This is a genomic window from Rhodococcoides fascians A25f (assembly GCF_000760935.2).
In the GTDB taxonomy this organism is placed as follows: Bacteria; Actinomycetota; Actinomycetes; order Mycobacteriales; family Mycobacteriaceae; genus Rhodococcoides.
Window position 1 is genome coordinate 2,130,386 of sequence record NZ_CP049744.1, and the last position, 13,722, is coordinate 2,144,107.

General features: G+C 65.3%; 9 protein-coding genes. 4 read left to right on the top strand and 5 right to left on the bottom strand.

The features are described from left to right. Nucleotides 1-24: 24 nt before the first annotated feature. On the bottom strand, nt 25-507 hold the full coding sequence (mce, locus tag BH93_RS10175; RefSeq protein WP_371832089.1) for a methylmalonyl-CoA epimerase: 483 nt from the start codon (nt 505-507) through the stop codon (nt 25-27). A gap of 105 nt (nt 508-612) precedes the next feature. On the opposite strand from mce, the gene BH93_RS10180 reads away from it, so the two are divergent. The 3 genes from BH93_RS10180 to BH93_RS10190 all read left to right on the top strand — a co-directional run bounded on the left by BH93_RS10180 (nt 613) and on the right by BH93_RS10190 (nt 3,230). Then, nucleotides 613-1,803: an acetyl-CoA C-acetyltransferase gene (locus BH93_RS10180; protein WP_037177142.1), complete on the top strand. Its 1,191-nt coding sequence runs from the start codon at nt 613-615 to the stop codon at nt 1,801-1,803. 67 nt (nt 1,804-1,870) lie between these two features. Continuing rightward, complete coding sequence (locus BH93_RS10185; RefSeq protein WP_197914590.1) at nt 1,871-2,269, top strand: DUF3817 domain-containing protein; 399 nt, start codon at nt 1,871-1,873, stop codon at nt 2,267-2,269. A gap of 73 nt (nt 2,270-2,342) precedes the next feature. Then, nucleotides 2,343-3,230, top strand: a complete 888-nt coding sequence (locus tag BH93_RS10190) for a tetratricopeptide repeat protein (RefSeq protein WP_037177767.1) — start codon at nt 2,343-2,345, stop codon at nt 3,228-3,230. A 5-nt stretch (nt 3,231-3,235) separates the two neighbouring features. Here BH93_RS10190 and BH93_RS10195 read toward each other — a convergent pair whose 3' ends face one another. The 3 genes from BH93_RS10195 to BH93_RS10205 are packed head-to-tail and all read right to left on the bottom strand — an operon-like array spanning nt 3,236 to nt 8,904. After that, on the bottom strand, nt 3,236-4,684 hold the full coding sequence (locus tag BH93_RS10195) for a metallopeptidase (RefSeq protein WP_037177144.1): 1,449 nt from the start codon (nt 4,682-4,684) through the stop codon (nt 3,236-3,238). Next, nucleotides 4,685-6,886, bottom strand: a complete 2,202-nt coding sequence (gene glgB / locus BH93_RS10200; protein ID WP_037177769.1) for a 1,4-alpha-glucan branching protein GlgB — start codon at nt 6,884-6,886, stop codon at nt 4,685-4,687. 11 nt (nt 6,887-6,897) lie between these two features. After that, nucleotides 6,898-8,904, bottom strand: coding sequence for an alpha-1,4-glucan--maltose-1-phosphate maltosyltransferase (locus tag BH93_RS10205; RefSeq protein WP_037177145.1), 2,007 nt, complete (start codon nt 8,902-8,904; stop codon nt 6,898-6,900). 205 nt (nt 8,905-9,109) lie between these two features. Here BH93_RS10205 and glgP point away from each other — a divergent pair, with 205 nt between their 5' ends. Next, the gene (gene glgP / locus BH93_RS10210) at nt 9,110-11,632 is read left to right on the top strand and encodes an alpha-glucan family phosphorylase (protein ID WP_037177146.1); all 2,523 of its coding nucleotides are present in this window, start codon (nt 9,110-9,112) and stop codon (nt 11,630-11,632) included. Between the two features lie 11 nt (nt 11,633-11,643). On the opposite strand, the gene BH93_RS10215 is transcribed toward glgP, so the two are convergent. Continuing rightward, nucleotides 11,644-13,692 (bottom strand): ATP-dependent DNA helicase, encoded by a 2,049-nt coding sequence (locus BH93_RS10215; protein WP_037177147.1) that lies wholly within the window; start codon nt 13,690-13,692, stop codon nt 11,644-11,646. Between the last annotated feature and the right edge of the window lie 30 nt (nt 13,693-13,722).

Consider the following 13,722-nt stretch of genomic DNA (forward strand, 5'->3'; position numbering starts at 1 on the left):
ATACGGCTCGTTCACAGAGTTCGATCAGTGCGCGTCGGGATTCGGCTCGACAAGTTCGATGAGCACGCCACCGGCGTCCTTGGGATGGACGAAGTTGATCCGAGAATTGGCAGTGCCCCGGCGCGGGGCGTCGTACAGCAGCCGAACGCCGCGGGCGCGCAACTCGGTCGAGATCTCCTCGATATCGGTGACGCGGTACGCCAACTGCTGAAGTCCCGGTCCGTTGCGTCCGATGAACTTGGCGATGGTGGACGACTCGTCGATCGGGGCGAGCAACTGCAGTGCAGCGGACTTCTCTCCGGCACCGGGGAACGAGAGCATCGCCTCGCGAACGCCCTGTTCTTCGTTGATCTCCTCGTGCACGGCGACCATGCCGAGGTGGTCGGTGTACCAGGCGATGGCGGCGTCGAGATCGGGCACCGCAACACCCACGTGGTCGATAGCCGTCACCAGGTCGGAGCGCAGCGGGGCTCCCGTGTAAGACTGCGTGCTGGAGGTCATGGCCATGACGTTAGCGCCAGCTGCGTTTCGGTGCTCCGCCCGGCCGGTATCGGTAGGGGGCGTCGGAGCGTTGATCTCGACAAGGCCGTCTTCACACTTTCGGAGGAAATCGTGACCACAACAGTCATCGTTGCCGGTGCTCGTACGCCCGTCGGGCGCTTCTCGGGCGCACTCAAGGACTTCTCGGGATCGGACCTCGGCGGAATCGCCATCAAGGGTGCCCTCGAGAAGGCCGGTGTTGCGCCGGATCAGGTCGACTACGTCATCATGGGACAGGTTCTGACCGCCGGAGCCGGCCAGATTCCGGCCCGTCAGGCCGCCGTTGCCGCCGGCATTCCGATGACCGTGCCTGCACTGACGATCAACAAAGTGTGTCTGTCCGGCGTCGACGCCATCGCGCTGGCCGATCAGCTCATTCGCGCAGGCGAGTTCGAGATCGTCGTCGCCGGTGGGCAGGAGTCGATGACCCAGGCTCCGCACATGCTCGAGAAGTCGCGCGCCGGGTTCAAGTACGGCGATGTCACGATGCGTGATCACCTCGCGTACGACGGTTTGTACGACATCTTCACCGACCAGGCCATGGGCGCACTCACCGAGCAGCGGAACCAGAGTGCCGAGGCCATCAGCCGCGAGGAGCAAGACGCTTTCGCTGCTGCGTCGCATCAGAAAGCCGCAGCCGCCTGGAAGAACGGCGTATTCGACAACGAGGTTGTCGCCGTGTCCGTTCCGCAGCGCAAGGGCGATCCGATCCAAGTCACGGAAGACGAAGGCATCCGCGCCGACACCACGGTCGATTCACTCGGCAAACTTCGACCCGCCTTCGACAAGGCCGGAACCGTCACCGCGGGATCGGCGTCGCAGATTTCCGACGGTGCTGCCGCCGTCGTCGTGATGAGCAAGGAAAAGGCCGAGTCGCTCGGTTTGACCTGGCTCGCCGAGATCGGTGCCCACGGAGTGGTGGCCGGTCCCGACTCCACGCTGCAGTCGCAGCCGGCCCGGGCGATCGCGAAGGCGTGCGAGAAGGACGGCATCGATCCGAAGGACCTCGACGTCGTCGAGATCAACGAGGCGTTCGCGGCGGTCGGAATCGCCTCGACACGCGAGCTCGGCATCGATCCGGAGATCGTGAACGTCAACGGTGGCGCGATCTCCATCGGACATCCCCTCGGCATGTCCGGTGCCCGCATCGCATTGCACTTGGCCCTCGAGCTGCAGCGACGCGGCGGCGGAGTCGGCGCAGCCGCACTGTGCGGCGGCGGTGGACAGGGCGACGCCCTCATCGTTCGAGTACCGAAGAAGTAGGACCGCGGTGGCTCTGGTCGGGAGTGAGACCAGAGCCACTACGTTCTGTCGTAGCAAACCGGGCACAATGGTTGGCATGACCAACTTCTTCGACCTGAGCAGCACAGCAAAACGCTTCCGCTTTATTGCGTTCGTCGAGGCTGTGACGTGGATCGCTTTGCTGATCTCGATGGGATTCAAATGGATCCCCACGCCCACGAACGACGGGGCGGTTCGATACCCGGGTATGGCCCACGGCGCGGTATTCGTGCTCTTTCTGGTCATGGTCATTGTTGCAGCACGTGAGTTCAAATGGGAACCGAAGACCATCGTCTTGGGGCTGTTGGCCAGCATCCCGCCGTTGGGAAGTGTGATCTTCGAGCGCTGGGCTGTGCGCACAGGACGTCTGGGGGAGCTCAGCGTACCGACGGCCCGAGTGAACGCGTCGACAACGAACGTCCCGCCAGTGGATGGCGCATCGGGTTAGTGACAAACTGTAGGACGTGACTCGACCCGGTTCCCGTCCTCCCGTCCGCCCGTCAGCTGCCGTCCCCGCCTCGATCGCCGGTGCTGTCGACCTGTCCGTTCTCAAGGACCGTCCGGCACCTGCTCCCGCGGCCCAGCCCGCCGGTGAATCCGGGGGACTCGCACCGATCGTGGACGTGACCGCGGCGACATTCGAGGCCGAGGTTCTGCAACGATCCACTCAGGTCCCGGTGATCGTCGATCTCGGTTCGGCCCGCTCCCCGCAATCGCAGGCGTTGACGCGACAGCTCGGCCAACTGGCCGTCGAGGCAGGCGGCACGTGGGTGCTGGCCCGCGTCGACGTCGATTCCAATCCACAGATCGCGCAAGCGTTCGGTGTGCAAGCGATTCCGACGGTGGTTGCCGTTGCGGCCGGTCAGCCGCTGGCCGACTTCCAAGGAACTCAGTCGGACGAGCAGCTGCGTCAGTGGCTGCAGGCCGTCGAGCAGGCGACTGCAGGAAAGCTCACCGGGCCTCCCGGGGCGGCTGCTGCAGAACCGGAACCCGAGATCGAGGACCCCAGAATCGTCGCTGCCGAGGAAGCCATCGACGAGGGCGACTTCGACAAGGCGGCGGCCGCATACCAGGCGATCATCGACGCCGAACCGAAGAACACCGACGCCGTCGCGGCGCTGCGTCAGGTCAGGTTCTTGGCTCGGGTGCAGAATATTGCACCTGACGCCATCGAGATCGCCGACGCCGATCCCGCGAACGTGCAGGCCCGGATCGAGGCCGCGGACGCCGAGATGGCTGCTCAGCAGCCGGAACAGGCTTTCGCTCGATTGATCGACGGCATCAAGATCAGTGCGGGCGACGACCGGACCGCACTGCGCACTCGACTTCTCGAGCTGTTCGAGTTGTTCGACGCGGCCGATCCGCTGGTGGTGTCCGCGCGGCGCAAGCTCGCGTCCGCTCTGTACTGAGTTCCTCAGCTGTAGCGCGAGTCGCACAGCTCCTTGCCGCCGAGAACTCCCGAGCGGAAGGCGTCGACTCGGGAGAATCCGGATGGCAGCGTCGTTCCGTTGACGTCGCTGGCTGCGAGTCCGTCGCTGAGTAGGCCAGACACCGCCTCGTCGAGATCGCCGGGGGAAAGAAAGACTTCGAGGCCCGTCGAACCGTTCTCGGCGCTCATCGCCGAGGTGATGACCCCGGACAGGCACGCCGAACGCAGAGCGGTCTGCGGGTCGTCGAGGGTCTGGCCGGCTTCCTTCTGCACCGCGAGCGTGTAGCGGGAGGCGAACAGCATGTACGCGCTGTAGTCACCGGAGACGTTGAGCGGCAATATGTCTCCGCGCTGCGGGGTCTCGGGCTGGCCGACTTCGGCCAGGGCCTCGACGTCGACGCCGATGGTATTGGTCGAGGGGCAGTACGACACCGGCGCAGTGGCTTCGGCGTCGGCGCATCCGACGTCCGAACCGGAGTAGTCGACGGCCGGGGGAGCTGCGACGGGCAGCACCTGCTCGAAGGATCGAGTGAAGGCGTCGAGGGAGTCCTCGGTGACCGGTAGTTCACCCGAGTCATCGGGATCATCGAACTTCTGCGGCAACGATGCTCGACGCGAGTCGATTTCGGCCTCGTCGATGCTCGTGCATGCCCCGGCACCGTCGGTGAAGCCGATCTGCACAGCCGTGACGCGCTCGAAGGCAGAGCCGTGCACCGATTCCGGATCGTTGGGATCGACATCGCGCACGGCGACGGTCGCGGCGAGAACGCCGTTGAGTCCGTCGGAGGTATTGATGGTGAAGTGCGGCGAATCGTCCTCTGCGACATGGCGAATGAACGCGCCGGCAAAACAGTCGGCCTGTTGCTCGGCCACGATAGTCGGTGTGTCGTCACCGACAAGTCCCGATTGATGCTGGATGGCATGACCGTATTCGTGGGCGATCACCATCACCACCGACATCGGTCCGAATGCGTCGACCAGAGCAGGAAGCAGAATGGTGCGATCCCACCCGATCGAGTCGTCGCGCGTGCAATACGCGGCATTGGGGACACCACCGGTTCGGTCTCCGCAGAACCTGACGCCGGATCCCTCGTCCTCGGACGCGTCCCACGAGACCACGTTCGAGATCGGTGTGAACGAGCCCTTGAAGAGGGCCGGGTATTGCTGGGCCCAGAACTGTTGAATGTCGTCGATCGCGTTGGTGGCGAGGATATCGGAGTCGGTGCCCTCGGCGTTCTCGACCTCGATCGTCGAATCGGGGACACCCGGTCGTGGCCCGCTCGGTCCGCTCGTGACCGGGAGTCCGGCGACAGTGAACGGGTTCTCGTAGATGGACACGGCGTTACCGCCGACAGTCTGCGCGCACGAGGCGAGGAGAAGGAGTCCTGCAGTGGCGGCCGCGGCCAGTAGTCGGGGTGTGCGGCCGCCACTCATCTATCGCTCCAGTTTTATCCAGATCGCCCCGTTGGCGGGAAGTGCAACCTGGCCTGACGCCGGTCGACCGTGCCACGAGTGCGATGTTGCCGTCACTTCACCCAGGTTGCCCATTCCGGAGCCGCCGTATTCCGTTGCATCGGTGTTCAGGATCTCGATCCAACGGCCGGGTTCCGGTAGTCCCACACGATAGCTGCCGTGCTCGGAACCGGAGAAGTTGAAAATACACGCGATGACCGAACCGTCGGACCCGTACCGCAGAAAGCTCAGCACGTTGTTCTCGGTGTCGTTGGCGTCGATCCACGAGTACCCGCTCGGCGAGGTGTCGAGTGTCCACAGTGCCGGATGCGACTTGTACGTCGAGTTCAGATCGGAGACAAGGGATTTGATGCCGTTGTGCAGGGGCTCCTCGTCGATCTGGTACCAGTCGAGGCCGCGTTCTTCGGACCATTCACGGGTCTGGCCGAACTCCTGGCCCATGAACAGCAGTTGCTTGCCCGGGTGCGCCCACATGTAGGCGAGCATGCCGCGCAGCCCTGCAGCCTTGGTGTAGTCGTCACCGGGCATCCGAGTCCACAGCGTCCCCTTGCCGTGCACCACCTCGTCGTGGCTGATGGGGAGCAGGTAGTTCTCGCTCCACGCGTAGACGAGGGAGAAGGTGATCTCGTGGTGGTGGTAGCTGCGATGGATCGGATCACGCCCGAGGAATCCCAGGGTGTCGTGCATCCAGCCCATGTTCCACTTCATGTTGAAGCCGAGTCCGCCGACGTTCGTCGGGCGGGTGACGCCGGGCCACGCCGTCGACTCCTCGGCCACGGTGACGACGCCGCGGTGCTTCTTGTGCACCGTCGCGTTCATCTCCTGCAGGAACGTGACGGCCTCGAGGTTCTCCCGGCCGCCGTAGATGTTCGGCGACCAACCGCCCTCGGGGCGGGAGTAATCCAGGTACAGCATCGATGCCACGGCGTCGACACGGAGGCCGTCGATGTGGAACTCGTCGATCCAGTACAGCGCGTTCGCGACCAGGAAGTTGCGCACCTCTCGGCGGCCGAAGTCGAAAACAAGTGTGCCCCAGTCGAGTTGCTCGCCGCGCTGTGGGTCGCCGTGTTCGTAGAGCGGGCCGCCGTCGAATCGAGCGAGGGCCCACTCGTCCTTGGGGAAGTGCGCAGGCACCCAGTCGACGATGACGCCGATTCCGGCGCTGTGCAGGTGGTCGACGAAGTAGCGGAAATCGTCGGGGCTGCCGAACCGTGATGTGGGTGCGTAGTAGGACGTCACCTGGTAGCCCCAGGACCCGCCGAAGGGGTGCTCGGCGACCGGGAGGAGCTCGACGTGGGTGAAGCCGGTTTCGGTGATGTACTCGGCCAATTGCTCGGCCAGTTCGCGGTAACCCAGGCCCGGTCGCCACGACGCCAGGTGGATCTCGTAGACACTCATCGGTGCCTGCGTTGGCTCGATTCCGGCCCTGGTGTCGAGCCACTTCTCGTCGTTCCACGTGTACGACGACGCGGTGACGACCGATGCGGTCGACGGCGGAACCTCGGTGGCAAAGGCCATCGGGTCTGCCTTGTCCTTGACCGAACCGTCGGCACCGTGAACGCGGAACTTGTACAACGCACCCGGCGCGATGTCGGGAACGAAGAGCTCCCACACACCGGTCGAGCCAAGTACTCGCATGGGCCAGCTGCGGCCGGTCCAGCCGTCGAAGTCGCCGACGAGGGTGACGCCCTGCGCTGCGGGGGCCCACACTGCGAACGAGGTGCCGACCACTGGACCGTCCGGTGTCGCGTACGACTGCTGATGCGCGCCGAGGATGTCCCACAGCCGCTCGTGCCGACCCTCACCGAACAGATGTAGGTCGAGCTCGCCGAGAGTGGGGAGGAACCGGTATCCGTCGGCGGATTCGGAGACGTGCCCGCCGGGCCACGTCACGACGAGCCGATAGTCGATCAGGTCCTCGAACGGCAGCAGCGCCGAGAAGACCCCGTGCGCGACGTGAGTCAGCTCGTGGTCGACACCGCCGACTCGGGCGACGACCTTCTCGGCGTCGGGCTTGAGCGCTCGGATGGCCGTTCCGCCGGGTACCGGATGGGCACCGAGAACGGAATGCGGGTTGTAGTGCCGACCCGCCGCGATGAGTTCCAGATCGTTGTCGGACGGGGCTGCGACGGTGTCTTCGGGCGTCGTCGGATTCTTGGTCACGTTGAATCCACTCACTTTCGGTTGCCGCGGTAGGCCAGTTCGATTCGTGCCGGGTAGGGAATGTGGGGGAGCGTGAAGATGTGCGCCACCGACGTCCAGGGCTCGAGTCGGACGAAGTTGGTGTGGCCCCAGTCGTAATGAACGCCGCTCACCTCGTCCTTGATCGTGAGGGTGTCCTGCCAGTCGTGGCCGAGGGCAGGCATGTCCAGATGGATGGTGCCTTCCTCGGCTCCGAACGGGTTGAGGTTGATCACCACCAGAACCGAGTCGCCGGTCTGCGGGTCGAACTTCGAGTACCCGATCAACGCTTCGTTGTCGATCGTGTGGAAGTGGATGTTGCGAAGTTGCTGCAGCGCCGGATGCGCACGCCTGATCGCGTTCAGCGTGGTGATCCAGGGCTCGAGCGACTCGCCTCGGGCGAGTGCACCCTCGAAGTCGCGCGGACGCAACTGGTACTTCTCCGAGTCCAGGTACTCCTCGCTGCCCTCACGCACGGCCTGGTGCTCGAACAGCTCGTAGCCGGAGTAGACGCCCCAGGTGGGAGCCATCGTCGCCGCGAGAGCTGCTCGCAGAGCGAACATTCCGGGTCCGCCGTGCTGCAGGCTCTCGTGCAGGATGTCCGGGGTGTTGACGAACAGGTTGGGCCGCGCGTCGTCGGCGCGCCGGGCATGTTCCTCCGCGAACTCGGTCAGCTCCCACTTGGCGGTACGCCAGGTGAAGTACGTGTACGACTGGGTGAACCCGCGCTGCGCCAACCCGTACATGCGAACCGGACGGGTGAAGGCCTCGGCGAGGAACAGCACGTCCGGGTCGGTCTTCTTGACCTCGGCGATGAGCCATTCCCAGAAGTCCGGTGGCTTGGTGTGTGGGTTGTCGACTCGGAAGACCTTGACCCCCAGCGAGATCCAATACCGGACCACGCGCAGTACCTCTTCGTAGATGCCGCGTCGGTCGTTGTCGAAGTTGACCGGGTAGATGTCCTGATACTTCTTCGGAGGGTTTTCGGCATACGCGATCGTGCCGTCCGGCAGCACGGTGAACCACTCGGAATGTGTTGCAGCCCAAGGATGATCGGGTGCGGCCTGGAGGGCGAGGTCGAGTGCCACTTCCAAGTTGTGCTCCTGTGCGGCGGCGACGAAGGCGCGGAAGTCGTCCTCGGTTCCCAATTCGGGATGAATGGCGTCGTGCCCGCCGTCCTTGGATCCGATCGCCCACGGCGACCCGACGTCCTCGGGGCCCGGAGTCAACGTGTTGTTCGGACCCTTGCGATTGATCGTGCCGATCGGGTGGATCGGCGGCAGATAGACGATGTCGAATCCCATCCGCTGGATGCGGGGCAACTGCTCGATCGACGTTGCGAACGTGCCGTGCCGCGGCGATCCGTCCTCGTTCCACCCGCCGGTCGATCGAGGGAAGAACTCGTACCAGGCACCGTTGAGAGCGAGATTGCGATCGACCCAGATGTTGACCGCGCGCGAGCGGGTCACCAGCTCGCGCAGCGGGTGCGCGAACAGCAGTTCGGCGACCGACGACGCGAACGCCGACGACACTCGGGCCGGTAGCGGTCGGTCGGTGTCGCGAAGCGCGGCAGCGACGTCGGCCAACAGTTGCCTGCTTTCGGCAGGAACCCCGGTGGCGGCGCGCAGGAACAGGCGCGCCCCGATCTCCAGATCGTTCGCGAGTTCGTGCGCGCTCTGGCCCACTCCGAGCTTGGCTTCCACGGCATGCCGCCAGGTGCTGATCGGATCGCTCCACGCTTCGATGCGGCAGATCCAGTAGCCCGGCCGAGAGGGGACGAACACCGCGTCGAACGTGTCGGGTTCGCGGCCCGGTGTCATCGGGATGCGTTCGAGTTTGCCTCCCGGTCCGCGCACCGACAGTGTCGCGGCCACCGCGTCGTGACCCTCGCGCCAGACGTCGGCGGAGACTGGAAACGTCTCGCCCACCACCGCTTTCGCGGGGTACTTCCCGGTCGTCGTATCTGGAAGGACATTGTCGATACCAAGTCGACCTGTCACTTCACACTCCATTCTTCGCTAGAGGTATGGCTGCGCGGGCGCAACCTCTGATCGAACTGATATTGGTGTGCTTCTATTCGTCAACCGTAATGCAGCAATGCAGATGGCGCGTGCGCCGACGCATACTGCCCGCGACGGGCACCGCGGTGCAGATTTCGTGTAAGCCGCCCATCGACACAGGTGTCCGTGGGTAGGGTTCGATCCTGTGAAAGCTTTGCGCCGATTCACCGTCCGAGCCCATCTTCCCGCCCGCTTGAATGCCCTCGCCGAGCTCTCGACAAACCTCAGGTGGTCGTGGCACTCGGCGACGCAGGATCTGTTCGAGCACATCGATCCACTGTTGTGGACCGAACTCGAGCGTGATCCGGTGGCCGTACTGGGAGCCGTCGCACCCGCGCGGCTCGAGGAACTCGCGGCCGACGAGCGTTTTCTGGCCGAGCTGGACGCCGCCGAGGCGGATCTGCACGACTACCTCGCCCGTCCGCTCTGGTACCAGAACGCGCTGTCGAAGGGGCGGGCTCTGCCGTCGGGCATAGGGTATTTCTCCATGGAGTTCGGTGTCACCGAAGTGCTGCCGAACTACTCGGGCGGGCTCGGCATCTTGGCCGGGGACCACCTCAAGGAGGCCTCCGACCTGGGCCTGCCGTTGATCGGTGTCGGCCTGCTCTATCGCTCGGGGTATTTCCGCCAGTCGCTGACTGCCGACGGCTGGCAGGCCGAACGCTATCCGTCCCTCGACCCGCACGGTCTGCCGCTGCGGTTGCTCACCGACGACGGCGATTCTCCGGTGCTGATCCACGTGTCGATGCCGGGATCTCGCGTTCTTCGGGCGCGTGTGTGGATCGCCCAGGTGGGGCGCGTCCCGCTGTTGTTGCTCGACTCCGACATCGCCGACAACGATCCCGAGCTGCGCGGGGTGACCGACCGGTTGTACGGCGGCGACCAGGATCACCGCATCAAGCAGGAGATCCTCGCCGGTATCGGCGGAGTACGAGCGATCCGGGCCTACACCCGTGCACACGGACTGCCCGACCCCGAGGTGTTCCACATGAACGAGGGCCACGCCGGCTTCTTGGGCGTCGAACGCATCCGCGAACTCGTCACCTCGGGAACCCTGGATTTCGACGCGGCGCTGGCTGCGGTGCGGGCCGGCACCGTCTTCACCACCCACACCCCTGTCCCCGCCGGAATCGACCGGTTTCCGGCCGATCTGGTGCGGCACTACTTCGGAAGTGCGGACGGCGGTGCGGACTCGGCGCTGCTACCGGGATTGCCGATGGATCGAATCCTCGCCCTCGGCGGCGAGAGCGACGCCTCGGTGTTCAACATGGCGCACATGGGATTGCGGCTCGGCCAACGAGCCAACGGTGTGTCGAAACTCCACGGCATCGTCAGCCGCGAGATGTTCAACGGTCTGTGGCCGGGATTCGATGCGTCCGAGGTGCCGATCGGATCGGTCACCAACGGCGTCCATGCCCCGACGTGGTCTGCTCGGGAATGGGCACAGGAGGGGGAGATGTCCTCGGAGCGCGTGTGGTCCACACGTAACGCTCTGCGTGCGCAGTTGGTGGACGAGGTACGCCGCCGAGTGCGGCGGTCGGCACTCGAACGCGGTTCCACGCAAGCCGAGATCAATTGGACTGCAAGTGTTTTCGATCCGAACGTGCTGACCGTCGGGTTCGCTCGACGCGTACCGACGTACAAGCGACTGACTCTGATGCTGCGCGAACCCGAGCGACTGCGGGCGATGTTGCTGGACCCGGAACGACCGGTCCAACTCGTGGTCGCAGGCAAGTCGCATCCCGCCGACGACGGCGGAAAGGCGCTCATTCAGCAGATCGTCAGATTCGCCGATCAAGCCGACGTGCGGCACCGCATCGTGTTCCTGCCCGACTACGACATGTCCATGGCGCGCTTCCTGTACTGGGGATGCGATGTATGGCTGAACAATCCGCTGCGGCCGCTCGAAGCGTGTGGCACCTCTGGCATGAAATCGGCACTCAACGGCGGCCTCAACCTCTCGATCCGCGACGGCTGGTGGGACGAGATGTACGACGGCGAGAACGGCTGGGCCATCCCGACGGCCGATGGTGTCACCGACGACAATCGACGGGACGATCTCGAAGCAGCTGCTCTGTACGAGCTGCTCGAACAGGCTGTGCTGCCCAAGTTCTACGACCGCGGCGAGGACGGCGTGCCCGGTCGATGGATCGAAATGGTGCGGCACACCCTCGAGCAGCTGGGCCCGAAGGTGTTGGCGTCGAGGATGGTTCAGGACTACACGCTCGGCTACTACGCGCCTGCTGCCGAGTCCGCTCGCGCGGCGTCGGCCGACGGTCACCGCGGTGCCACGGACGTGGCGTCGTACCGTCGCCGCGTAGAACAAGCTTGGGGCGCAGTGAAAGTCACCCGCGTCGACAGTGAAGGGCTACCGGATACTCCGGTGATCGGTGCGGAACTGTCGTTGCGCGCGAACGTCGATCTCGGCGGCTTGGACGCGGCGGACGTCGTGGTGCAGGCGGTGGTCGGTCGCGCCGATGACGAGGAGAACCTCACCGACATCTCGGCGACGCCCATGACACACGTGGGCACGGAGGGCGGCGAGCACGTCTATGCCGGCGAGAGCACGCTGCCGCACAGCGGCGCAGTGGGATACACCGTGCGGGTGCTGCCGCATCACGACGGCCTGGCCTCGGATGCCGAGCTCGGATTGGTCTCGACTCCGTAGCGGTAGTGGCGCTACTTTCCCGCCAGCCGGGTGAGCGCCTTGCGCACCACCTCCGGGTCCGAGGTCTCCCAGAACGGAGGCAACGAGGCTCGGAGGTAACCGCCGTAGCGGGCGGTGGCGAGACGTGAATCGAGTACGGCGACAACGCCTTTGTCGTCCACGCTGCGGAGCAACCGGCCGACGCCCTGCGCGAGCAGCAGGGCGGCATGGTTGGCGGCGACAGCGAGAAACCCGTTGCCGCCGCGGGATTCGACGGCCTGCTGACGGGCTACGAGCAGCGGATCGTCGGGCCGCGGAAACGGAATCCGATCCAGAATCACCAGACTGAGCGACGGGCCCGGCACATCCACTCCCTGCCACAGCGACAACGTCCCGAACAGGGAGGTGGCCTCGTCGTCGGCGAACTTCTGCACCAGTGCGCCGGTGGAATCGTCGCCCTGGCACAGGATCGGCGTATCGAGTCGCTCGCGCATTTCCTCCGCGGCGGCCTTGGCGGCACGCATCGACGAGAAGAGTCCGAGTGTGCGTCCTCCGGCGGCGCTGACCAGAGACTCGATTTCGTCGAGGTAGGACTTGGAGAGGCCGTCGCGTCCGGGCGGAGACAGATGCTTGGCGATGTACATGATGCCGGCGCGGGCATGATCGAACGGCGACCCGACGTCGAGCGAGTTCCACCGGATCGACCCGGTATCGGACGGCGGTTCCACTCCCGAGGCCATCGCGGTATCGCTGCGGGACGGCGTCTCCGCAGGCAGGCCCCAGTTGACGGCCAACCCGTCGAACGACCCGCCGACGGTCAAGGTTGCCGACGTCAGTACCACGGTGGACTCGGCGAACAGGCGCGCTCGGAGCAGTCCGCCGACCGAGAGCGGGGCGATACGGACCGTGCGTTTGACGTTGCCGCGGAAATCGTCGACCGCGTGCCAGACGACGTCCCTGCGTTTGGCCGGATCGGGTTCGTCGAAGGCCGTGAGAACTCGAACGGCGCTGTCGTGCACCTCGTCGACCGCGACGAGTGCGGCGCTGCGAGCCGCGGCAGCCTCGGGATCGCTGGCCGCCATGCCCTGCTTGTTGGGGCCGATCGCGGTGCGCACTGCCCAGGCGGCGTCGCGGATGGATGCGAGGGCCGGCCCGACGCCGTCGGGCAGAGATTGCCAGCGACCCGGGGGCAGCTCGTCGAGAATCGCGGCCCAGTTCTCGGCTGCACCTTCGAGCTGGTCCACCGTCTCTTCTTCGATCAACTTCGCGCTCCGGCGAGCGGCAGCGGTGACGGTTGCTGCCGACAGCTCCTCTGTTGCAACGCCCGTCACTCGATCGACCAGTTCGTGAGCCTCGTCGACGACCACGACGTCGTGCTCGGGCAGGATCTGGATGCCGGTGATCGCATCGATCGCGAGCAGCGCGTGATTGGTCACCACGACGTCGACCTGGGCAGCCTCGGTGCGGGCGCGCTCGGCGAAGCAATCCTCGCCGACGGGGCAGCGGGACTTGCCGAGGCATTCGCGCGCGGTGACGCTGACCTGGCGCCAAGCCTGATCGCTGACTCCGGGCACGACGTCGTCGCGGTCGCCGGTCTCGGTCTCGGACGACCACTTGGTCAGCCGCACCACCTCTCGGCCCATCCGCGAGACCGCGAACGGGTCGAACAGTTCTGCATCCGGTGCCTCCTGCGCGGCACCGGTGTGGATCTTGTTCATGCACAAATAGTTGTTGCGTCCCTTGAGGATCGCGAACTTCGGTCGTCGGCCCAGAGCCTCGGTCAGTGCGTCGGACAGGCGCGGCAGGTCGCGATCGACCAACTGCCGCTGCAGCGCGATGGTGGCCGTGGAAACGATGACGGTCTTTCCGGATTCGACCGCGTGCCTGATGCTCGGGACCAGATAGGCGAGGGACTTTCCGGTACCGGTGCCTGCCTGCACCGCGAGATGCTCACCGGTATCGATCGAGTGCGCCACCGCCGAGGCCATCGTCAGCTGATTGCTGCGTTCCTTGCCGCCCAGTGAGTGCACCGCGACCTGCAATAGAGCGGGAACGGTTGGCAACTCGGTCTTCGACGGCACCGAAGAAGACTACTGCCGATTGCCCACCGG

Coding starts and splice junctions, on each gene's coding strand:
- BH93_RS10195 (WP_037177144.1), bottom strand. CDS start 4,684: ATGAGTGGCGGCCGCACACCCCGACTACTGGCCGCGGCCGCCACTGCA.
- BH93_RS10185 (WP_197914590.1), top strand. CDS start 1,871: ATGGTTGGCATGACCAACTTCTTCGACCTGAGCAGCACAGCAAAACGC.
- mce (WP_371832089.1), bottom strand. CDS start 507: ATGGCCATGACCTCCAGCACGCAGTCTTACACGGGAGCCCCGCTGCGC.